This is a genomic window from Cupriavidus sp. C3SS-1, assembly GCF_057073755.1.
Window position 1 is genome coordinate 165,368 of record NZ_CP172700.1, and the last position, 20,139, is coordinate 185,506.

General features: G+C 66.0%; 21 protein-coding genes. 8 read left to right on the top strand and 13 right to left on the bottom strand.

From position 1 onward, the window contains the following. Window positions 1-6: 6 nt before the first annotated feature. Genes fliJ through fliF form a run of 5 tightly spaced genes read right to left on the bottom strand, consistent with a single transcriptional unit; the run spans window position 7 to window position 5,362 of the window. On the bottom strand, window positions 7-459 hold the full coding sequence (gene fliJ / locus ACIGJC_RS16765; RefSeq protein WP_483713116.1) for a flagellar export protein FliJ: 453 nt from the start codon (window positions 457-459) through the stop codon (window positions 7-9). Next, window positions 452-1,903: a flagellar protein export ATPase FliI gene (fliI, locus tag ACIGJC_RS16770; RefSeq protein WP_483713117.1), complete on the bottom strand. Its 1,452-nt coding sequence runs from the start codon at window positions 1,901-1,903 to the stop codon at window positions 452-454. Before fliI ends, fliJ begins: the two co-directional genes overlap by 8 nt. Further along, entirely contained in the window at window positions 1,896-2,672 is a 777-nt protein-coding gene (fliH, locus tag ACIGJC_RS16775; protein WP_483713118.1) for a flagellar assembly protein FliH, read from the bottom strand. The genes fliI and fliH overlap by 8 nt, the downstream gene beginning before the upstream one ends. After that, window positions 2,659-3,672 carry a flagellar motor switch protein FliG gene (fliG, locus tag ACIGJC_RS16780; protein ID WP_483713119.1) on the bottom strand — a complete coding sequence of 338 codons (1,014 nt, stop codon included), beginning with the start codon at window positions 3,670-3,672 and terminating at the stop codon, window positions 2,659-2,661. The genes fliH and fliG overlap by 14 nt, the downstream gene beginning before the upstream one ends. After that, complete coding sequence (gene fliF, locus ACIGJC_RS16785; protein WP_483713121.1) at window positions 3,659-5,362, bottom strand: flagellar basal-body MS-ring/collar protein FliF; 1,704 nt, start codon at window positions 5,360-5,362, stop codon at window positions 3,659-3,661. The genes fliG and fliF overlap by 14 nt, the downstream gene beginning before the upstream one ends. 444 nt (window positions 5,363-5,806) lie before the next feature. On the opposite strand from fliF, the gene fliE reads away from it, so the two are divergent. Beyond that, on the top strand, window positions 5,807-6,130 hold the full coding sequence (fliE, locus tag ACIGJC_RS16790) for a flagellar hook-basal body complex protein FliE (protein ID WP_483713122.1): 324 nt from the start codon (window positions 5,807-5,809) through the stop codon (window positions 6,128-6,130). Window positions 6,131-6,200: 70 nt separating this feature from the next. On the opposite strand, the gene ACIGJC_RS16795 is transcribed toward fliE, so the two are convergent. Next, window positions 6,201-6,848: an LbetaH domain-containing protein gene (locus tag ACIGJC_RS16795; protein ID WP_483713124.1), complete on the bottom strand. Its 648-nt coding sequence runs from the start codon at window positions 6,846-6,848 to the stop codon at window positions 6,201-6,203. Window positions 6,849-7,080: 232 nt separating this feature from the next. Between ACIGJC_RS16795 and ACIGJC_RS16800 the strand changes: the two genes are divergently transcribed. The 7 genes from ACIGJC_RS16800 to ACIGJC_RS16830 are packed head-to-tail and all read left to right on the top strand — an operon-like array spanning window position 7,081 to window position 14,894. Then, window positions 7,081-9,312, top strand: a complete 2,232-nt coding sequence (locus ACIGJC_RS16800; protein ID WP_483713125.1) for an O-linked N-acetylglucosamine transferase, SPINDLY family protein — start codon at window positions 7,081-7,083, stop codon at window positions 9,310-9,312. Continuing rightward, window positions 9,309-10,079, top strand: coding sequence for a glucose-1-phosphate cytidylyltransferase (gene rfbF, locus ACIGJC_RS16805; protein ID WP_483713127.1), 771 nt, complete (start codon window positions 9,309-9,311; stop codon window positions 10,077-10,079). Before ACIGJC_RS16800 ends, rfbF begins: the two co-directional genes overlap by 4 nt. After that, window positions 10,061-11,152 carry a CDP-glucose 4,6-dehydratase gene (gene rfbG / locus ACIGJC_RS16810; protein ID WP_483713129.1) on the top strand — a complete coding sequence of 364 codons (1,092 nt, stop codon included), beginning with the start codon at window positions 10,061-10,063 and terminating at the stop codon, window positions 11,150-11,152. Before rfbF ends, rfbG begins: the two co-directional genes overlap by 19 nt. Further along, on the top strand, window positions 11,149-11,700 hold the full coding sequence (locus ACIGJC_RS16815) for a dTDP-4-dehydrorhamnose 3,5-epimerase family protein (RefSeq protein WP_483713130.1): 552 nt from the start codon (window positions 11,149-11,151) through the stop codon (window positions 11,698-11,700). Before rfbG ends, ACIGJC_RS16815 begins: the two co-directional genes overlap by 4 nt. After that, window positions 11,697-12,935: a methyltransferase domain-containing protein gene (locus ACIGJC_RS16820; protein WP_483713132.1), complete on the top strand. Its 1,239-nt coding sequence runs from the start codon at window positions 11,697-11,699 to the stop codon at window positions 12,933-12,935. Before ACIGJC_RS16815 ends, ACIGJC_RS16820 begins: the two co-directional genes overlap by 4 nt. Further along, on the top strand, window positions 12,922-13,686 hold the full coding sequence (locus ACIGJC_RS16825; protein ID WP_483713133.1) for a WbqC family protein: 765 nt from the start codon (window positions 12,922-12,924) through the stop codon (window positions 13,684-13,686). Before ACIGJC_RS16820 ends, ACIGJC_RS16825 begins: the two co-directional genes overlap by 14 nt. A gap of 47 nt (window positions 13,687-13,733) precedes the next feature. Then, the gene (locus ACIGJC_RS16830; protein ID WP_483713134.1) at window positions 13,734-14,894 is read left to right on the top strand and encodes a DegT/DnrJ/EryC1/StrS family aminotransferase; all 1,161 of its coding nucleotides are present in this window, start codon (window positions 13,734-13,736) and stop codon (window positions 14,892-14,894) included. A gap of 39 nt (window positions 14,895-14,933) precedes the next feature. Here the strand turns inward: ACIGJC_RS16830 and ACIGJC_RS16835 are convergent, their stop codons facing one another. The 7 genes from ACIGJC_RS16835 to ACIGJC_RS16865 form a co-directional block, all read right to left on the bottom strand. Beyond that, window positions 14,934-15,587 carry a methyltransferase domain-containing protein gene (locus tag ACIGJC_RS16835; protein WP_483713136.1) on the bottom strand — a complete coding sequence of 218 codons (654 nt, stop codon included), beginning with the start codon at window positions 15,585-15,587 and terminating at the stop codon, window positions 14,934-14,936. Window positions 15,588-15,625: 38 nt separating this feature from the next. After that, window positions 15,626-15,922, bottom strand: a complete 297-nt coding sequence (locus ACIGJC_RS16840; protein ID WP_483713137.1) for an EscU/YscU/HrcU family type III secretion system export apparatus switch protein — start codon at window positions 15,920-15,922, stop codon at window positions 15,626-15,628. Continuing rightward, window positions 15,919-17,244: a flagellar hook-length control protein FliK gene (fliK, locus tag ACIGJC_RS16845; protein WP_483713138.1), complete on the bottom strand. Its 1,326-nt coding sequence runs from the start codon at window positions 17,242-17,244 to the stop codon at window positions 15,919-15,921. The genes ACIGJC_RS16840 and fliK overlap by 4 nt, the downstream gene beginning before the upstream one ends. A gap of 126 nt (window positions 17,245-17,370) precedes the next feature. Further along, window positions 17,371-17,718 carry a flagellar protein FliT gene (locus ACIGJC_RS16850; RefSeq protein WP_483713139.1) on the bottom strand — a complete coding sequence of 116 codons (348 nt, stop codon included), beginning with the start codon at window positions 17,716-17,718 and terminating at the stop codon, window positions 17,371-17,373. A gap of 1 nt (window position 17,719) precedes the next feature. After that, window positions 17,720-18,160: a flagellar export chaperone FliS gene (gene fliS, locus ACIGJC_RS16855; protein WP_483713141.1), complete on the bottom strand. Its 441-nt coding sequence runs from the start codon at window positions 18,158-18,160 to the stop codon at window positions 17,720-17,722. Window positions 18,161-18,190: 30 nt separating this feature from the next. Further along, the gene (gene fliD, locus ACIGJC_RS16860; RefSeq protein ID WP_483713143.1) at window positions 18,191-19,669 is read right to left on the bottom strand and encodes a flagellar filament capping protein FliD; all 1,479 of its coding nucleotides are present in this window, start codon (window positions 19,667-19,669) and stop codon (window positions 18,191-18,193) included. Between the two features lie 47 nt (window positions 19,670-19,716). Further along, window positions 19,717-20,082 carry a flagellar protein FlaG gene (locus ACIGJC_RS16865; protein ID WP_483713144.1) on the bottom strand — a complete coding sequence of 122 codons (366 nt, stop codon included), beginning with the start codon at window positions 20,080-20,082 and terminating at the stop codon, window positions 19,717-19,719. Between the last annotated feature and the right edge of the window lie 57 nt (window positions 20,083-20,139).

Here is a 20,139-nt window from a genome sequence, read left to right on the forward strand (position 1 = left end):
CTGGGCTCAGTTGAGTCGGCTGCCGGCGTCGCGCGCCAGCCGTGCGGCGTATTCGTCGTTGGCGCGCTGCTCGCGGCGCGCGACCACTTGTTCCTCGCGCGCATCTGCGCGCGCGATCAGGGTGTCGAAGGAGTTCAGGCGGCGCTTCTGCTTCTGCCAGTTGCTGCGGCCCATCAGCAAGTCGGCTTCGGCCTTGTCCAGCGCGGCGGTTTGCTGGCGGATGGCGTGGTCCAGCGAATCGAGGAAACGGGAAAAATCATGCCAGCGGCTGGTGGTCATGCCTTCCGCCGCCACCACCTGCATGCGCTCGCGGTATTCCTGCCGGTACTGCGTGAGCTGGTTGAGCTGCTGTGCGGCCTGGGTCCGCAGCCCCTGCAGACGACCGAGTTCGCGCGCGGCGGCATCGGTGTCGTTCTGGGCCAGTTCGGACAACGTCTGCAGCGGATTCGGTTTAGCCATGTTCGTTCCTGTCGAAGAGGCCATGCAGCTGCCCGATCGCATCGTCGTAGCCGGCGCGCTCGTGGATGTCCTGCTGCAGGAAGGCTTCCATCCGGGGGTGGAACCGGATCGCCAGATCCAGTTCGGGATCGTTGCCGGGCACGTAGGCGCCCACGCTGATCAGGTCGCGGTTGCGCTGGTAGCGCGACATCAGCTGCTTGAAGCGGCGCACCGAAGCAAACTGCACGGGCGGGATCAGCGCGGTCATCGCGCGGCTGATCGAGGCTTCCACGTCAATGGCCGGATAGTGGCCGGCCTCCGCCAGGCTGCGCGAGAGCACGATGTGGCCGTCCAGGATGGCACGGGCCGAATCGGCAATCGGGTCCTGCTGGTCGTCGCCTTCGGTCAGCACGGTATAGAACGCCGTGATGGAGCCGCCGCCTTCCGGTCCGTTGCCGGTGCGTTCCACCAGCGTGGGCAGCTTGGCGAAGACCGACGGCGGATAGCCCTTGGTTGCCGGTGGCTCGCCGATCGCCAGGGCGATCTCGCGCTGGGCCATGGCATAGCGCGTGAGCGAATCCATGATCAGCAGCACATGCTTGCCCTGGTCGCGGAAATACTCGGCCAGCCGTGTGGAGTACGCGGCGCCCTGCATGCGCAGCAGCGGCGAGCAGTCGGCCGGGGCCGCCACCACGACGGAACGCGCGCGGCCTTCGGGGCCGAGGATATTCTCGATGAACTCTTTCACCTCGCGGCCGCGCTCGCCGATCAGGCCGACCACGATCACGTCCGCGCTGGTGTAGCGCGCCATCATGCCGAGCAGCACGCTCTTGCCCACGCCGGAACCCGCGAACAGGCCCATGCGCTGGCCGCGCCCCACGGTCAGCATGCCGTTGATGGCGCGTACGCCGGTGTCGAGCACGGTTTCGATCGGCGCGCGCATCAGCGGGTTGATCTGCTCGGCCGACAGCGGCACTTCCTGCGCGGCGCGAATCGGGCCCAGCCCGTCGAGCGGCCGGCCGGCGGCATCGACCACGCGGCCGAGCATGCCTTCGCCCACGGGCAGGCGCTTGGAGCCGGGCTCGCGCGGAGCGCTGGCGCCCTGGGGCTGCGGCGATGGTTCGAGCGGATAGACGCGTGCGCCGGGCAGCAGGCCGACCACGTCGGATTGCGGCATCAGGAACAGGCGGTCCGCACCGAAGCCGACCACTTCGGCTTCGGCCGTGCGCGGGCCGCCGGACCCGGCGTGGAACTGCCCGGCGGGCAGTTCGATCAGGCAATCGCTGCCCACGGGCAGGCGCAGGCCCACGGCTTCCAGCACCAGGCCGGCCGCGCGCGTGAGCCGGCCGCAACTACGTTTGCTGTCGAGCCCGGAGATATCCGCCTGCGCAGTGCTCAGCGCATGGCGCCAGTGCTGCGCATGGGGTATGTGTGCAGCATCCCGGTCGGTGACGGCGTCAGTCATGCGGAGGCTCCCACGGGTCGTCGCGGCCCATGGCCTTGACCACGCGGGTCCAGCGCGTTTCCAGCCTGGCGTCGCGCTCGCCGCTGGCCGCGCTGGCGATGCAGCCGCCCCGTGCGACGGACGGATCCGCGCGCAGGGTCCAGCCGGCGGCTTCGAGTTCGCCCTGCATATGGGCTTCGATCAGGCCCACGTCTTCCGGGTGGAGCAGCAGGCATGGCGAGCCGGACAGCGCCGGTTCGCTAGTGAGCAATTCGCGCACGGCCGGCAGCAGGACTTCGGGATCGTCTTCCACGCGGCTGCGGACCAGCTGGCGCGCGACGTCGAGCGCCAGCGAGAGCAGCGCACCGGAAACTTCCTGGTCAACGCCGGCCAGCGCCTGGCGGAAGTTCTCGGCCAGCCCATGCAGGCGCGTGGCTTCGTTGCGCGCGCCTTCCAGCCCGCGCGCATAGCCTTCGCGGTGGCCGTCGCCGTAGCCCTGGGTCTGGCCCTGGGTATAGCCCTGTGCGTAGCCTTCCTTGCGGGCGCCTTCGCGCATGGCTTCGAGCGCCTCGAAATCGATCGGCGGCGGTGCCGGCTCGGCCGGTGCTTCTTGCACGATCGCCTGCAGCGCGGTGCGCGGGTCCAGCGAATCCATCTGCCAGCGCTGCCAGCCGGTGCCGCGCGAGCGGCGCGGCGCTTCGAACGGGGTAAAGCCGCCGGCGTCGCCGCCGGCCGGGTTCTCGCTGCGCTGCGCGATACGTGCGGCCAGGCCGCGCTCAGACATAGGCATCGTCTCCTCCGCCAATCTGCACTTCGCCGGCATCGGCCAGGCGTCTTACCACCTGCAGGATGGCCTTCTGCTCGGCCTCGACCTGCGACACGCGCACCGGGCCCAGCGCATCCAGGTCCTCGCGCAGCATTTCGCCGGCGCGGGTGGACATGTTGCGGATGAACTTGTCGCGCAGCTCCTGCGGCGCGCCCTTGAGCGCGACGATGAGCGATTCGGTGGCGATTTCCTTGAGCACGCGCTGGATGCCGCGGTCGTCGACTTCCAGCAGGTTCTCGAACAGGAACATCTCGTCGATGATCTTCTGCGCCAGGTCGCCGTCGTGCAGGCGCACGCCGTCGATGACGGCCTCTTCGTGCGCGGTGCTCATCAGGTTGATGATTTCCGCCGCGGTGCGCACGCCGCCCATGCGGCTGCGCTTCAGGCTCTGGCCCGACAGCAGCTTGGACAACACGTCCGTCAACTCCTGCAGCGCGCCCGGCTGCACGCCGCCGAACGTGGCGATACGCAGGATCACGTCGTTGCGCAGGCGGTCGGTGAACATGCCCAGCACCTCGGACGCCTTCTGGCGGTCCAGGTGAATCAGGATGGTGGCGATGATCTGCGGATGTTCCTCGCGAATCAGTTCGGCCACGGAGGTCGAATCCATCCAGTTCAGCGAGTCGATGCCGCTGCCCGGATCGCGCGATTCCAGGATGTCCTCGATCACGGACTGGGCGCGCTCTTCGCCGAGCGCCTTGTTCAGCACGCTGCGGATGAACGAGCTCGAATCGACGTTCAGCGCCAAGTACTGCTCGGTCTCGCCGCGGAACTCGCTGAGCACGCCGGCCATTTCTTCGCGCGTCACCGAGCGGAGCTCGGCCATGGCGGAGCCCAGCTCCTGCACTTCGCGCTGGGACAGGTGCCGGAATACTTCGGCGGCGGCGTCCTCGCCGATCGCCATCATCAGGATGGCGCTCTTCTGCAGGCCGGTGGCGGGGGAGGCGGCTTTAGCGGAGGTCATTGCCAATCCAGTTCTTGATTACGCTGGCAACCAGGCGCGGGTCGCGTTGCGCGGCATCGCGCACCAGTGCCAGGTCACTTTCATACTTCGCGGCCAGCCGCAGGACTTCCGGATTGGACGGCTCTTCGGGCGGCAGCAGTTCGGCGGCGGCTTCTTCTGCCGCCACGGGCGCCGGCAGCGGCGGGGCGGTGTAGCGGCGCAGCAGCGGGCGCGCCACCTTGAACCACGCGAACAGTGCCAGCAGTGCCAGCAGCAGGTAGCCCGCGCCGGTCTTGGCCAGGTCGATCATTTCAGGTTGCTTCCACAACGGCACTTCAGGCGTCACTTCACGGTCGACGGTGAAAGGGCTATTCACCACGTTGATCGAGTCGCCGCGCTCGGTCGAGAAGCCCATGGCTTCCTTGGTGAGGTTCTGGATCTGGGCCAGCAGTGCGGGCGGCAGCGGCTGGGCGACCATCTTGCCCTTGGCGTCCGGCTGCGGCCGGTAGTTGACCACCACCGCCACCGACAGCCGGCGCACGCCGCCCGGCGCCTGCTGCACGTGGCGCACGGTGCGGTCCAGTTCGTAGTTGACGGTGGAATCTTTGCGGCTGCTGCTCGGGCCCGATGCGGTGCTCGTGGCGCCCTGTGCCTGGGCGCCTTGCGCACCTTGCGGCTGGGCGGGTGCGCCGGCCTGGCCCGGTGCCTGGCCGGCACGCGGCGTCTGCGCGGTGGTGATCGGTGCCGCGGCGGGTGCCGGCGGCTGGTTGGACAGCGCGCCCGGCACGCCGCCCGGGGGCGTGGCGCCCTGTTGGTTCGACTCGCTGGTCTGCTGGCTGCGGATGGCCGCGTGGGTCGGGTCCTGGTTCGGCTTGTAGCTCTCGTCGGTGTGCTCGACGATGGAGAAATCCACGTCGGCCGTCACCTGGGCGCGCACATTGTCCTTGCCGACGATCGGCGTCAGGATCGATTCGATGCGCTTCAGGTAGTTCTGCTCCAGCGCCTGGACGTACTTGAGCTGGGTGGCGTCGAGCATGCGCTCGTTGCCGCTGTTCGACAGCAGGTTGCCGTGCTGGTCGACGATGGAGATCGCCTTGGGCGTCAGTTCGGGCACGCTGGACGACACCAGGTGGCTGATCGCCGCGACCTGGCCTTCATCGATGGCGCGGCCCGGGTAGAGCTGCAGCACGATCGACGCCGTGGGCTTCTGGCGCTCGCGCACGAACAGCGTCGGCTTGGGAATGGCCAGGTGCACGCGGGCCGACTGCACGGCCGCGATCGATTCGATCGAGCGCGCCAGCTCGCCTTCGAGCCCGCGCTGGTAGTTGACCTGTTCGGCGAACTGGCTGATGCCGAACTTCTGGTTGTCCATCAGTTCCAGACCCGTGTTGCCGCTCTTGGGCAGGCCTTGCGAGGCCAGGCGCAGGCGCGTCTCGTGGACCCGCTCGGCCGGCACCATCACCGCGCCGCCGCCTTCGGCGAACTTGTACGGCACGTTCATCTGCTGCAGCGACTGCAGCACCGCGCCGCCGTCGCGCTCCGACAGGTTGCTGTACAGGACCTTGTAGTCCGGCGCGCGCGACCACAGCACCCCGACGGCGATGGCTGCGGCCAGCGCCGCGCCAGCCAGCATCATTGGCAGCTTCGGATTGGCCTTGAGGCGCTCGATCATTTCACCCGAGCGGCCGGGCAAGGACACCGCCGCGGTCATGCGCGCGCTCCGGTCAGGGCCGGGCCGTGGCCCCGATCGCTCTGGCGATGGAGATCGCCATGGACGTCGGCACGCCTCACTTCCGCACGGCTCATTTCAGGCTGCTGAGAAAACACGCGTACTCCCGGGATGGTTGTCTGGAACATCGCACCGGACGGGAGACGCAAGGCGAAGCCCGCGCCTTTCCGGCACGGTAGCGATGATCGGGCAACGCGGGCAGCCACAATCCGGTGAATAGGCCGGGTTTTCCTCCCGATTTCGGTTGATGGAGCTCTGGCGGCGGCAGGTACGCTTGGCCCCGCTGAAATTGGGCGACGAATGCACGCGAGCTGGCCGCAATGTGAATCCTGCGGCATGTTTCGGCGATATTCGCGCGCCGGGCTTATCGTCAAACAACAGGAACCGGTACCGGCGCGCCAGCCTGGCCGGCAGGAAACCCGTCTCATGACCACGCTATCTCCCATCGAGGGCATGCTGCAGCAACTGCGCGGCCTGGCCCAGACCGCCACCGGCAACAGCGCGCAAACCGCCGCGCCCGCGGCGGCCGGCGGCTTTGCCGGCGAGCTGCAACGCAGCCTGAGCCGCATCAATGCATCGCAAGAACGCGCCTACGGACTGTCCGAGGCGTTTGAACTGGGCAAGCCAGGGGTGGCGCTCAATGACGTGATGATTGAATTGCAGAAGGCCAATGTGTCGTTCCAGACGGGGGTGCAGGTCAGGAATCGGCTGGTGCAGGCGTATCAGGAAATGATGAATATGCCGGTGTAGGGCGGCACGCCCCATTTCGAAGCCGACAAAGCCGCCGCACGCTCCGTTGCTTCCGGCGGCGTGCTTTGCCTCAGACGCGAAACACGTCTTCGATCAGGTTGACGGTCGGCGGCCTGAACGTCAGGTTGCCGCCCTCGCCCGCGAAGACGATGCAATGTCCGGGGGTGTCGCAGTTGACCACTTGCGTCCCGATCGAGATCACGGAACGGTCTCCCACGTGGCTGCGCCCGATCACGCTGCTGCCGGGGTACATGACCACGCCTTCGCCCAGTACCGGCGCTACGTCATGGTTGCGCCCGACCGTGCAGTGCTGGTGAAGCACCAGGTAGTTGCCATAGGTGGCCTTGGCGAGCACGATTCCGCTCGAATGCCCGAGCACGAAGATGTCCGGCATCTGGATCTCGTAGAACATGTCGATGCCGTTGAGCGCCTTGTTCAGGAGGAAGAGGCGCGTGGCCGTGCCAGCATCCTCTTCGTTGCGCCAGATTGTATTGGCCAGGTAGTACAGGAACAGGCAGTACTGGGCCGAATGCAGATAGTTGAATTTCCCCTGCGGCCAAATGCGGTTGGCGTCAAAGCACCGCTGGACCCTGCCCATCGTTTCGGCGAAATTGCGCGTGATCGCGGGCCTGGTGTCGGCCCGGTCGGGGAAGAAGGTGGCGATCTGCGCGCAAACGTACTCGATCAGGCTTGCGCGCGTGTGGTTGATCAACTCCACGGCGTTCGGGGCTCCATTGGTTGCGCTCGTGCGGCGGGCTGCCGCATTGCCGGCATGGCACGATGATCGGCGCTCGCGGCCGCCCGCCATTCAGGGAACAGAGCCGGATTTTCGGTCAAGCTTGGCTGATGACGTCCCCCGGCATGCCTTTAGTCTGACGGCATCAATCGCGGGGAGTGCGGCGGTGCAGGGGGCACCGCGCCCTTGCGGCCAAACATATCGCTGCTACGCAATGCAGAAGAACAAACACGCGTCCCGGGCGTCGCGCTATCTGACCCAGGCTGGGGAGAGCTTTGCCGCGCAGCGCTTCGGTGACTGTATTCGCCAGGCCGCGCGCGCGCGGGAAATCGATGGCATGAATCCCGAAGCGTGGCATTGGCTCGCACTGGGCGAGTTGAGCCTGGGCGATGCCGCCGCGGCTCGCGAGACCGCGGAAGCGGCAATGGCGAGATTCCCGGACGATGCCCGCTCGCGCATCCTAGCCGCCGAGATCTTGCTGGACCTTGGAGATTTCGCGCGGGCAAAGGCGATCATCGAACCTGTGCTCGAGCGTGATCCCTCGCAATGGGCGGCATGGTCCAACTATTCCGCAATCCTGTACAGCCTGCAGGACTACCATGCCGCAAAGCGAGCTGCGCTCAGGGCGTTCGAGCTGAAGCCGGGCGATGCGCGCGTCCTGTCGAACTATGCTAACGCGCTCAAGGAGACTGGCGATGTGCCTGGCGCAGTGGCCGCGCTGCGCCAGGCGGTGGCCCAGGCACCGCGCTCCGAACTGGTTCGCTTCAACCTGATGTTCACGATGCTGTTCGATGAATCGACCACGGCATCGGGGCTGCTGGCCGAGGCCCGGCAGTGCGCCGCGCTGATGACGCCCCCTGGCGTGGGCGACCGGCCGGTGCCGCGGCCGGCCGACAACAGCCGTATTCGCGTGGGCTTGCTGTCCAACGACCTGCATGCCCATGCATGCGCCTACTTTATCGTGCCGTTCGTGGCGAATATCGACCACAGCCGCTTCGAGCTGTTTGTATTCAGTCTCAACGGCCACCAGGACAACATCACGGCAAAGATCCGCCATCACGCGGACCACTTCATCGAGCTCGCGGGCCGGTCCCCCGAGCAGGTGGTCGACACCGTCCGCGCGGCCGGGCTCGACGTGCTCTTCGACCTGGGTGGCTATACGCGCAACACGCCGCTGTACTACATGGTGCATCGGCTCGCGGTGAACCAAGTGACCTGGATCGGGTATCCGGGATCGACCGGCATGCCGCAGATCGACTATCGCATCACCGACCCCATCCTCGATCCCGATGGCTACGAAGCCAACTATAGCGAGCAACTGTTGCGCGCACCGGTGATCAGCGTGGCTTACCACCCGCTGGTGGGACGGCCGCTGGATGCCTATGCGCCGGCTTATCGGCCCCGTGCCACGCCGGCGCTGGCCAATGGATACATCACGTTCGGCTGCTGCATCAACCTGGGCAAGATCAGTTCGCGCACGCTGCGCCTGTGGGCTGCGGTGCTTGCCCGTTGCACGGGCAGCCGCCTGCTCCTGGAATGCGCGGGACTGGACAACGATGCCGTGCGGATGCCGCTGCTCGAGCGAATGGCTGCGGCCGGCATCGACGGTGACCGCGTCATCTGCGTACCTCGCCGCGCCGCCAACCAGTACGTGCTGTACCACGACATCGATGTCGTGCTCGATACCGCGCCGCTGACCGGGGGCGCCAACGCCTGCGACGCGCTGTGGATGGGGACGCCCATCGTCACGCTGACGGGGAACGCCTGCCACGAGCGCGTGGCGACGGCTTTCGTGCGCGCCGTGGGCCTGCACGGGCTCGCGTGCGAGACCGAAGCGCAGTACGTCGACACCGCGGTTGCGCTGGCCTCCGACATCGGCGAACTCGATGCGCTACGCCAGTCGATCCGGCCGATGTTCGAATCCAGCCCGCTGTTCAATGCAGCCGGGTACTGCCGCTGGCTGGAGGAGCAGATGGCGCGGTGGGTGGGTACCTATCGCCAGCCCGGCCAGATCGACCTGCCAGCGGGAGAGGGCGTCTTCTTCGGCGGTCGCTGGCACAGTCTGCAGGAGATCGTCCATGGGGTGGTTGCCGCGCTCGAATGCGGTGACCATTCCGCCCTGGAAAACATACTGGAAAACATCTCTGCAAAATGGAGCAGACATTGGCTGGTGGCCTATGCGCTCTCTGAATTGCTCTATCGCCAGGGCGACCAGTCCGGCGCACTCGAACTGCTGATCGAGAGCGCAACGTTGCGCAAGTATTCGCTGCCGCTGTACAGGCTGCTGCTGGCCCGGCTCGACGAATGCGGCCACGACAAGGCTGTGCTCGGCAACTTCCTGCATGAGGCATTCGGGTTGGATCTTGCCTACCTGGAAGCACAGCCGGTGCCGTCGATCCATGAAATCGCCGGCATCCAGATGCAGCGGGAAGAGGTGGCGGCATGAAGGCGGTGATCCTGGCCGGTGGGCTCGGAACGCGCATCTCGGAGGAGTCCCACCTGCGGCCCAAGCCCATGATCGAGATCGGCGGCAAGCCGGTCCTGTGGCACATCATGAAGACCTACTCCCACTACGGGATCAATGACTTCGTGATCTGCCTGGGCTACAAGGGCTATGTCGTCAAGGAGTACTTCGCCAACTACTTCCTGCACATGTCGGATGTGACCTTCGACCTGAAGCACAACCGGATGGAAGTCCACCAGCGCCACGCCGAGCCCTGGCGGGTCACGCTGGTCGATACCGGCGAACACACCATGACGGGCGGCCGCATGAAGCGCGTGCGCGAGTACCTGGACAACGAGCCGTTCTGCTTCACGTATGGCGACGGCGTATCGGACATCAATATCCGCGCCCTGCTCGACTTCCACCTGTCGCATGGCAAGCAGGCCACGGTGACCGCGATCCAGCCGCCGGGGCGCTATGGGTCGCTAAAAATCGAGGGCACCTCGGTCGATCGCTTCCAGGAAAAGCCGGCCGGGGACGGCAACTGGATCAATGCCGGATTCTTCGTGCTGGAGCCATCCGTGATCGATCTGGTGAGCGACGACACGACCATCTGGGAGGACGAGCCGATGAGCCGGCTCGCCTCGCAGGGCAGCCTGCAGGCTTTCATGCACAACGGATTCTGGCAGGCAATGGATACCCTGCGCGACAAGAACCACCTGGAGCAACTTTGGGCTGGTGGCAATCCGCCGTGGAAAGTCTGGGCGTGAGGCAGTTCGGCAATATCTACCATGGCCGGCGCGTCCTGCTGACCGGCCATACCGGCTTCAAGGGCAGCTGGATGGCTCAGTGGCTGGCGCAACTCGGCGCGACGCTGACGGGCTTTGCCCTGGCACCGGCCACGAGCCCCAGCCACTGGCAACTGCTGGACCTGCCGGCCACCGACGTGCGTGGCGATGTGCGCGACCTGCCCGCGTTGGACGCCGCGCTGGCCCGGAGCCAGCCCGAGATCGTCTTCCACCTTGCGGCGCAGCCGCTGGTGCGCCGCTCGTACCGCGATCCGCTGGAAAGCTGGTCGACCAACGTCATGGGCACGGCCAACGTCCTGGAGGCCTGCCGGCGGCATCGCTGCGTGCGGGCCGTGGTGGTGGTCACCACCGACAAGGTCTATGCGAACCAGGAGTGGGCCTGGGGCTATCGCGAGAACGACCGCCTGGGCGGGCACGATCCCTACAGCGCGTCCAAGGCCGCCGCAGAGTTGGTCACGGCCAGCTATCGCCACGGCTTTTTCTCGCAGCACGATGCGCCACTGCTGGCGACCGCCCGCGCCGGCAACGTGATCGGCGGCGGCGACTGGTCGGAAGACCGCCTGATCCCGGACCTGGTTCGCGCTACCAGCGGCGGCGAGACGCTGGAAATCCGCTCGCCCCATGCCACGCGGCCGTGGCAGCACGTGCTCGATTGCCTGGCCGGCTACCTGTTGCTGGGCCAGCGGCTGCTGGAAGGTGACCGTGGCAGCGCTACCTCCTGGAACTTCGGTCCGGACGCGCAGGACAACCGCAGCGTCGAGTCTGTGCTCGCCCTGATGCAAAGGCACTGGCCCGCGTTGGCATGGCGTGTGTCCGGCGCGCCGCAACCACACGAATCCAACCTGCTGTATCTCGACAGCTCGCTGGCCAGGTCAAGGCTCGGCTGGCAACCGGCCTGGAACCTCGAGCAGGCGCTCGCCGCGACGGCGGCGTGGTATCGCGAACAGGCTGACGGTGGCGCGCCGACGCGCAGGCAGCTGGATGCATACATCGCGGACGCAGCCGCGGCCGGCGTGAAGTGGGCGGCCACATGAAGCTGACTCCGCTTGCCATCCCGGGTGCGGCGCTGGCCCAGGGAGAGCTCTTTGCAGACCATCGCGGAGCCTTTGCGCGGCTCTTCTGCGTGGATGCACTTGCCGAGGTGCTGGGCCCGCGCCGCGTGATGCAGGCCAACCATTCGCGCACGCGTAAAGCCGGAGCGGTTCGCGGGCTGCACTTCCAGCATGCGCCGCATGCCGAGATGAAACTGGTACGTTGCCTGCGCGGCCACGTCTGGGACGTGATGGTGGATCTGCGCGCAGGATCGCCGACATTCCTGCAGTGGCATGCCGAAGAACTGAGCCCCGGCAAGGCCCGCATGGTTGTGATTCCGGAGGGCTGCGCGCACGGATTCCAGGTGCTCGAGGCCGACAGCGAACTGCTGTACCTGCATACCGCACCCTATACGCCACAGGCCGAGGGCGGGGTACGCCACGACGATCCGATGCTCGGTATTCGCTGGCCGCTGCCTGTGACCGATATTTCGGCACGCGACCGTTCCCATCCGCTTCTTAGCGCCGGCTTTGCCGGTCTCCAGCCATGAATTGCCGCCACTGCAATGAAGCGCTCGACCACGTCTTCCTCGACCTCGGGTCCGCGCCGCCTTCCAATGCCTATCTGACCGAATCCGACCTCCGGGCGCCGGAAACCTGCTTCCCGCTCAGGCTGCATGTCTGCCCGCACTGCTGGCTGGTGCAGACCGAAGACTATGCACGCGCCGACGCCCTGTTCAGTCGCGACTATGCGTATTTCTCCTCGACGTCGCAGACCTGGCTCGCGCATGCGGCCGCCTACGCGAGCCAGATTACGCGCCGCCTGGATCTGGGGTCGAAGAGCTTCGTCATCGAGGTGGCCTCCAACGACGGCTACCTGCTGAAGAACTTCGTCGCCGCGGGCATTCCGTGCCTGGGGATCGAGCCGACGGCCAGTACTGCGCAGGCGGCGGAAGCCATTGGTGTGCAGACGCTGCGCGAGTTTTTCGGGCAGGCGCTGGGAGAACGGCTGGCGTCAGAAGGTCGGCAAGCGGATCTTATCGCCGGCAACAACGTCTTTGCGCATGTGCCGGACATCAATGACTTCACGCGTGGGCTCAAGGCTGCCCTGAAGCCGGGCGGGACGATCACGCTGGAATTCCCACACCTGATGCAGCTGATCGCGCAGACCCAGTTCGACACCGTTTACCACGAGCATTTCTCCTACCTGTCGCTCCATACCGTGCAACGGATCTTTGCTGCCGCCGGCCTGCGGGTGCTGGATGTCGAGACGCTGTCGACCCACGGCGGCAGCTTGCGCGTCTATGGCGGCCACGCCGATGACGCGCGCGCGCCGAGCGCCGCGGTGAAGGCCCTGCTTCGGGCCGAGGAGGAATTCGGCTTGCGCCGGATGTCGACCTACCTGGACTTCCAGGCACGCGCGGATGCCCTCAAGGATGCGCTTCTCACGTTCCTGATCGCGCAGAAGCGCGCAGGGCGCCGCGTGGCGGCCTACGGCGCGGCAGCCAAGGGCAATACGCTGCTCAACTATGCTGGCGTGCGCCCAGACCTGCTGCCGTTCGTCTGCGATGCGGCGCCGTCCAAGCAGGGCCGCTATCTTCCGGGCAGCCGCATTCCGGTGGTCGCACCGGCGCAGCTGCGCGCCTCGCGCCCGGACATCGTGCTGATCCTGCCATGGAATATCGCTGATGAGGTGCGGGACCAGCACGGCTATGTGTACGAGTGGGGCGGGCGCTTCGCGGTGGCCGTGCCGGAGATCAGGATGCTGGAACATGCGGTTGCCTGACGCGCCCAAGGCGGACCATAAGCTGGTTATCTCCCAACCCATGCTCTTCCCGTGGGTCGGCATGCTGGAGCAGATCCGGCTGAGCGATACCTACGTCTTCTACGATGACGTCCAGTTCTCGACCGGGCCGGCGAACCGTGTCAGCCGTGTGCAGGTCAAGACCCGCGACGGCATACGCTGGTTGACGGTGCCGTTGCGCGGGCGGCACCTGGGCAGCCTGATCGGCGGGCTGGAGCTGGACGATCGCACCGACTGGCGAGGCAAAGGCCGCGACCTGTTGCGCCATGCCTATGCGGGTGCGCCGTATGTGCAGGACATGCTGGCGCTGGTTGATGAAGTGTTCTCCGCGCCGGCGCGATACCTGTCGGAACTCTCGCGCGCATCCACCATGACGCTGGCGCGTTACTTCGGGCTCGATGCCGGCAGGACCTTCCTGGATTCGTCTGCGCTGGGCGTGGCCGGGCACAGCAGCCAACGCGTCTTGGCGCTATGCCAGCGGCTGGGGGCCACACGCTACGTGACCGGGCATGGCGCGAAGCAATATCTGGATCACGAGCTGTTCGAGCGAGCCGGCGTCGCGGTGGAATACATGGACTACCGACTGAGCCCCTATTCACAGCGCCACGGCGAATTTACTCCCTATGTCACCGGGCTTGACCTGGTGGCCAACTGCGGCCGCGACGGCGTGCTCCATATCTGCTCCGGCACCGTATCGTGGCGCAGCGTATGCGCAAGCGGTGAGGCGGCCTGACCCAACCTGCCGGCCATCCGGGCCGGGCATTCTCGGAAAGTTACATCATGAAGCGCATTCCGGTCTCTGGTCCTTCGATCACGGAGAAGGAGATTGCCTATGTCACGGACGCCGTGACCAATGCCTGGTACGCCAACGCTAACGTCTATAACGACCGCTTCGAGCGGGCGTTCGCTGAGTACCATGGCGTACGCCACGCAGTATCGCTACCGTCGTGCACTTCGGCGCTGCACCTGTCGTTGCTTGCGCTGGGCATCGGTCCGGGCGATGAGGTGATCGTTCCCGACTGCACCTGGATCGCCAGCGCGGCGCCAGTCAGCTACGTGGGCGCCACGCCGGTCTTTGCCGACATCGATCCCGACAACTGGTGCCTATCGCCGCAGTCCCTTGCCGCCTGCATCACGCCTCGCACCAGGGCCGTGATTGCCGTCGACCTGTACGGCAACATGCCCGACTACGCGGCGCTGGCCGAGATCGCCGGCAGGCACGGAATCGCCATCATCGAGGACGCGGCCGAAGCTGCCGGGTCGCGCTATGGCGGTCGCGCTGCCGGGACTTTCGGCATCACCGGCACGTTCAGTTTCCACGGGTCCAAGACGCTGACCACGGGCGAAGGCGGCATGCTGATTACCGATGATGATGCGATCTACCGCCGTGTGATGGTCCTGCGAGACCACGGTCGACGCCCGGGCGACACCATGTTCCAGAATGCCGAGGTGGGCTACAAGTACAAGATGAGCAGTCTACAGGCCGCACTCGGGCTGGCTCAGATTGAACGTATCGACGAACTCGTCGAGCGCAAGCGCGAGATCTTTGGATGGTATCGGGAAGAGTTTGGTCGCTGCGAAGGCATCGTTCTGAACCATGAAGCCCACGCTGTGCACAGCTCCTATTGGATGGTCACGGCTATCCTGCCCGAATGGCTGGGAGGCAAGGCCGCAGTGATCCAGGCACTAAGCGAGCAGGGAATCGATTCCCGGCCATTCTTCAGTCCGCTTAGCAGTCTCGATGCGTATTGCGCGTCCCCGATGGCGTGCGCGGCGCGTGCGCGAAACACCGTTTCCTACGCTGTGGGCGCGCATGGGGTGAATCTGCCTTCGGGCCTGAACCTGCAACGCGCAGACGTCGCGCGCGTAGGCGCTGCCGTGCGGGAGATGCTGGGCAAACGTGTACCGGCGGCCGTGCCCCCTCAAGCCAGGCTGGTGTGAGGGGTGCGGTCCGCCGGCTTGACGGACGGACCGCCCACGTTACTGGCAGCGATGGAGCGAGAGCTTGCGCTGCGCGTTCCGGAACACGGCGGTAAAGCCGAACTCTTCCAGGGTGGTCCGGTGCACGTCATTCGCATAGGCGATCATGGACCTGCCTTTCCTGAAGTGCTCCAGGTTGCGCGAGATGAACTTGCGCAGGACCACATCATCGAACGGGTTGAACATGAAGATCAGGTTACCTGCATCGGGCACTTCGAACTCAGTGGCGTCGGCGTTGGTGAACGAGATATTGGTAACGCTTCCCGAGCGGAACTTTTCAAGGTTGCCATTGGCGATGGCGTTCAATTTGTCGGACAGCTCCACGCCGACAATCTTCCTGAACGGCCGGCGGGTGTGGGCGTAGAAGCAGGCCTTGCCCTTTCCAGAGCCGAGATCGATGAAATTGTCGAAGGTCTCGCCCGTGCGCCCGGCCTCGGCAAGCAACTCGCGCAGATTCCGGCACCAGACCGCGTGATAGGCCGATGCATGCGCGACAGGAAGGCAATCGCTATCCATCAGATCGTTGGCGGCAATGATGCCGCCCAGATCGAGTCCATGACGCCTCTCGAACAGATAGTCCTCGAAGTCGAAGACTTTCCAGGTCAGGGCTTCGAGCAGGGACTTCTTTCGTGTCGCGGCAGGGATGGTAGTCATGTGGATGCGCTGTCTGTGCACCGGCGGTCGCCAGTGAATTACGCCGGGCCGAAATGCGGGTCGCCGGCCTTTTCCTGCTCCAGCTGGTAGAGCCAAGCCAGCAATTCTGCCACCGCAACATACAGCTGCGGTGGAATATGATCATCCATATCAACCTGCATCAGCAGGTTGACCAGAGCCGGGGAGCCGTGCACATAGATGCCCGATTCGTTCGCTCGCGCGATGATGGAATCCGCGACGACCCCGTAGCCCTTGGCGACCACACGCGGTGCGCTGTCCTTCTTGTCATAGGTCAGCGCCACCGCGGCGCCACGGGAATGCCCGGTTCGACTCATGGCGACCTCTTTGGCGTACCGGTGCGAGCGGTGAACTGCAACAACTCGATGCCATTGGCCGCGAGACGTTGCCGCAGTTCGTTGCGGGTGTCTTCAAAGCGGCTGGCCACCTCGGATGTGCCGGCAACCAGCTTGGCCCCGAGCCCGCCGGGCGAGAGGGAAAGCCGGGCCTCGACCGTCCCCAGTTCGGGTAATTCCAGCAACAGCCGGGTCGACCAGGACTGAACCCCTTGTATTGCGCGGGCGGCGTCGTCGTCCGTTTCAACGTGGTCGCGGGCGATCTCCCATGCCATGCGGGTGCCTGGCCACGCCTCGCCAGTCCAACGGAACTGTTGAGTGGCGAGAAGCTCGAGTTGCTGACGAACCAGGCCCTCGGCACCGGGATGCACGGCGGGGCTGGCAGGTGTCGCGCCGGCCTGCGGAATGTTCACGCTGTCATACGCGTGCTGCGGGGCGCGGGCGGCCAGTTGGGGCGCGTCGCCCGCGCGGGCCATGGCTTCGTAAAGCAAGGCGCCCTGCTGCGGCGTGGCCGCAGGGCCGGTGCCGGTATGTGGGCCCGGCACCAGGCTACGTGATACCGGCAAGGCATGGTCGGCCTGCTCCGCATCCGTCAGTGGTGACGTGACGCGGCTGCCCGGCACGCGGCCGGATGCCGGATCGCCCAGTGCATCGCGCGGTGCCATTCGGCCGGCAAGCGCTTGCGCAAGCGTGTCGGCCGGGCTGGCGGCGGCATCGCCTGCGGCGGACCTTGCCGCAGCGTCTGGCCTGGCAGTGGGGGCGGGAAGCAGTGCGATCGGTCGTGCCGGCGCCTGATCCGGCTCCCCTTCCTGCGCGGGCATGCCCAGCGAGGCTTGTGGCTCCTGCCGGATTGCCGTCTCGGTGCGGGTTCCATTGACCCATGCCGCCAGGTGCGACTCATAGAACAGGCCGCTATGTTCCACGAGATTGGCGAGCGCGGCGGGCAGCGCGGCGGCCGTTGTCGACGATGGCGGCGAGGGCATCAGCATGGCGGTTGCGCGTGGGGCGCTCGCCGCGGCGTTGCCGAGAAGGTCGAGGATCGTGCGTGCGGCAAAGCTCAGGGTTTCACGCGTCGAGGTGGTGGCCGTTATGCCGCCGCCTTGAACCGCACCGCTGGCATCCTGCGCCTGGCCGGCCTGGATCGCCGTATTGCCAGCCTGGCCCGCATTGCGTGAATGGGTCTGGGTGACGTCGGGAGTCGGCAGCAGCGCGGCAAGCTTGTTGACCGACAGGGTCGGCCGCGGCGTCTGCGTATCGGGACGCGAAGTCAGTGAGGCGTCGGGGGGCAGGAGCAGGCCGGTCATGGTGCAAGCCAGTAGGACGTAGGGCCGCGGTTGCGGTGGCGTGGTCGGCTGTCAGGGACCGGGGGGGCGGTAGGATGCTGACGCAGGGGCGTGGCATGCGGGCAGGCTTCGCGGCCGCCCGCAGGATCAGATGGCCAAGCCGTAGGCTTGGCCGAGTTCCTGCTTGCGGCGGGAATTGCCCAGCAGTGCCTCGAGCTGCGACAGCTGCGGCATGACGATCTGGCGGATGGCGGCGTCGTGCGCAAGAATGCCTTCGAGCAGGCGATAGCGGCGGGTGCGCTCCTCTGCCGATGGCGCCGGTTGGGGGCCGAGCGTACGCAGCTGGTCGACTTCGGCGACATAGACCTGTTGCAGCTCGCTCATCGCATCCCAGTTGCCGGCGCGGGCCGCGTCCAGCATCTGCTCGGAAAGCAGCAGCAGTTCTTTGTAGCCGCGGGTGACCGGGCTTGAGGCTTCATGTTCAAGCGGGCGCATCTCAGTTCTCCACGGCCAGCGAGGGCGTTGGTGCCTGTGCCAGCGCGGCGGCGGGCGGTTGCTCGCCGATCTGCGCCCACGCGGACGCGAGGTTGGCGAGCAGGCCGTCGACCTCGGTCAGCAGCGTGGCGTCGTTGCGCAGGTTGGCCTGCAGCAGGCGGCGCGACATGTAGTCATACAACGCTTCGAGATCCGCTGCGATCTCGCCGCCCGCCTCGTGGTCGAGCGCGGCATTCAGGCCATTGACGATGATGTCGATCGCCTTCGAAATGGCATTGCCCTTGGCCGGGATATCGCCGGCTTCCAGGTGGAAGCGCGCGCTGGCGATGGCGGCGCGCGCGCCGTCAAACAGCATGACGATCAGCCGGTGAGGGCTGGCGTTCATGGCCCCGGTCTGGACGCCGACCTGGGAATAGGCGTTGATGGCGTTACGCGCGTACATGGCGTTCGGCTCCCGTGATGGCTTGCTGGATTACTTGCTGCTCGACGAGTTGTTCAAGGCATTGAATTGCTGCGTCAGGTAGCTGCTGGTGTTCTTCATCTGGGACATGATCACGTCCAGCTGGGTGAACTGCGCGCGGTAGTTGGCAATGGTGGCATTGACGCGGTCCTGAGTCGAGCTGTACTGATCTTGCAGGTCCTTCATGCTCCGGTTGATGCCGTCGGTGGCTGCAGTCAGGGCCCCCTTGCTGCTGGTCAGCGCGGTGATGGTCGTACTCAGCTGGTTGCCGTAGCCACTGGTGCCGTCGGTATTGCCGAACAGCGCGGCAACGCCCGTCGGATTGTCGTTCAAGGCTTTGGTCAGCTTGGTGGTGTCGAGCGCCATCGTGCCGTCGATCTGGAACGTCACGCCAACCTGTGCCAGTGCCGTGATGGCGTTCGAGCCGCTGCCAGGCTGCTGCGTGTTGAGCACGCTGCGGATCTGGGTCTGGATGGTGCGCAGCACGCCGTCGCCCGTGAGCGGCGAGCCCGTCTTGGTGGTTGGATCGTAGGCTGACAGGCTGGTAGCCGCCTTTTGCAGGTTGTTGTAGGCCGTGACGAAAGCCTGCACGCCATTCTGGATCGATGCGGTGTCGCGCTGGACCGTGACGTTGCTGGTGCCGGTCTGCGCGAGCGACAGCGTCACGCCCTGCACGGCGTCGGTGACCTGGTTGCTGGGACTCTGGATCGCGATGTTATTGACGGTCAGCGCCGCGTTCTGGGCGGTCACGGTCTGCTGCAGGTTCTGCGTGCCGGCCGGGTCGTTGGCGACCAGGTCGGACAGCGCGCTGGTACCGTCGCTCGATGCCACCGAGATGCGCATGCTGTTGGTGGCGCCGGTGTTGTTTGAGTTCAGGACCAGGCGATAAGGCATGCCGGAGCCGTCGTTGATGATGCTGGCGGTGACGCCCGCGTTGGCCTTGTTGATGGCATCGCGGATCCCTTGCAGGGTGTTGTTGCTGCTGTCGATCTTGATGTCGAAGCCGGTCGAGCCTGTGTTGGCCGTGAAGCTGGCTCCGCTGTACTTGCCGTAGGTGGCGCTGGCCGTATTGGTGTCGAGCGTGCCGCCGGTGATGGCGCCGAAGTCGATATGGATCGTGCCCGTGCCGATGGCGGCATCCTGCTTGGCCTGCCCCGCGCCCACCAGCGACTGGGCCTGAGCCAGGGCGGTAACGTTGATGGCATAGCTGCCGGAGGCGGCGGTGGTGCTGCCCGTGGCGCCGAGCACGCCGGTGTTGCTGGAGGTGGCGGTCGAGGTGTTGAAGAAGCTAGGCTTGGACAGCTGGTTGGCCGTCCCCTGGAATGCGGCGAGCATGCTCTGCAGTTGGCCATAGGCCGACAGCTTGGTCTGGTAGCTGGTCTGCTTCTGCTGGATGACCGTCAGCGGCGCCTGCTCGGCGGTAGTGAGCTGATCCAGCAGCGAGCCCAGGTCGAGTCCCGAGCCAACGCCGAGATTAGAGATTGTTGCCATGTCTACTACTCCAGTGTGCTACTTCAATTCCTGACCTGCCGGGCGGCTCATGCCGTCTGGCGCACGAACAGTCCCTGCAGCTGCATCATCGCGTCGGAGATGCGCACCAACTCTTCAGTGGGAATCTGCCGGATCACTTCGCCGCTGCGCTTGTCCATGACCTTGGTTATGACGCGGTGGCTGGTGCTGTCGATTTCAAACTGCACGCTGACCGAGGCGGTACGCAGTGCGTCGGTCAGGCGCTCGAGCGCGGCATCGAGCGAAGGCGATGGCGGCTTGCTGTCTGGCTTGGCATCGCCGGGCATGCCCGGCGCGGCTGTGTCGGGACTGGTCACGCGACGTTCCGGCCACTCGGTCATTTTGGCGGCCAGCGCAGGAGCTTGCGCGGACGAAGTGGTAGCGGCAGTTGCCATGATCGTCTCGACTCAGTGGTTGCTTGAAATGCTTTCCCAGGACCGGAGCCCTGGGGA

What these genes read in the sequence shown, in the direction of transcription:
- rfbF (WP_483713127.1), top strand. Translation starts at nt 9,309, where the DNA reads ATGAAGGCGGTGATCCTGGCCGGTGGGCTCGGAACGCGCATCTCGGAG.
- fliF (WP_483713121.1), bottom strand. Translation starts at nt 5,362, where the DNA reads ATGACCGCGGCGGTGTCCTTGCCCGGCCGCTCGGGTGAAATGATCGAG.
- fliS (WP_483713141.1), bottom strand. Translation starts at nt 18,160, where the DNA reads ATGTACGCGCGTAACGCCATCAACGCCTATTCCCAGGTCGGCGTCCAG.
- fliG (WP_483713119.1), bottom strand. Translation starts at nt 3,672, where the DNA reads ATGACCTCCGCTAAAGCCGCCTCCCCCGCCACCGGCCTGCAGAAGAGC.
- ACIGJC_RS16835 (WP_483713136.1), bottom strand. Translation starts at nt 15,587, where the DNA reads ATGACTACCATCCCTGCCGCGACACGAAAGAAGTCCCTGCTCGAAGCC.
- ACIGJC_RS16830 (WP_483713134.1), top strand. Translation starts at nt 13,734, where the DNA reads ATGAAGCGCATTCCGGTCTCTGGTCCTTCGATCACGGAGAAGGAGATT.
- fliI (WP_483713117.1), bottom strand. Translation starts at nt 1,903, where the DNA reads ATGACTGACGCCGTCACCGACCGGGATGCTGCACACATACCCCATGCG.
- fliD (WP_483713143.1), bottom strand. Translation starts at nt 19,669, where the DNA reads ATGGCAACAATCTCTAATCTCGGCGTTGGCTCGGGACTCGACCTGGGC.
- ACIGJC_RS16850 (WP_483713139.1), bottom strand. Translation starts at nt 17,718, where the DNA reads ATGCGCCCGCTTGAACATGAAGCCTCAAGCCCGGTCACCCGCGGCTAC.
- fliJ (WP_483713116.1), bottom strand. Translation starts at nt 459, where the DNA reads ATGGCTAAACCGAATCCGCTGCAGACGTTGTCCGAACTGGCCCAGAAC.
- fliH (WP_483713118.1), bottom strand. Translation starts at nt 2,672, where the DNA reads ATGCCTATGTCTGAGCGCGGCCTGGCCGCACGTATCGCGCAGCGCAGC.
- ACIGJC_RS16840 (WP_483713137.1), bottom strand. Translation starts at nt 15,922, where the DNA reads ATGAGTCGAACCGGGCATTCCCGTGGCGCCGCGGTGGCGCTGACCTAT.
- fliK (WP_483713138.1), bottom strand. Translation starts at nt 17,244, where the DNA reads ATGACCGGCCTGCTCCTGCCCCCCGACGCCTCACTGACTTCGCGTCCC.
- ACIGJC_RS16815 (WP_483713130.1), top strand. Translation starts at nt 11,149, where the DNA reads ATGAAGCTGACTCCGCTTGCCATCCCGGGTGCGGCGCTGGCCCAGGGA.
- ACIGJC_RS16820 (WP_483713132.1), top strand. Translation starts at nt 11,697, where the DNA reads ATGAATTGCCGCCACTGCAATGAAGCGCTCGACCACGTCTTCCTCGAC.
- ACIGJC_RS16800 (WP_483713125.1), top strand. Translation starts at nt 7,081, where the DNA reads ATGCAGAAGAACAAACACGCGTCCCGGGCGTCGCGCTATCTGACCCAG.
- fliE (WP_483713122.1), top strand. Translation starts at nt 5,807, where the DNA reads ATGACCACGCTATCTCCCATCGAGGGCATGCTGCAGCAACTGCGCGGC.
- ACIGJC_RS16825 (WP_483713133.1), top strand. Translation starts at nt 12,922, where the DNA reads ATGCGGTTGCCTGACGCGCCCAAGGCGGACCATAAGCTGGTTATCTCC.
- ACIGJC_RS16865 (WP_483713144.1), bottom strand. Translation starts at nt 20,082, where the DNA reads ATGGCAACTGCCGCTACCACTTCGTCCGCGCAAGCTCCTGCGCTGGCC.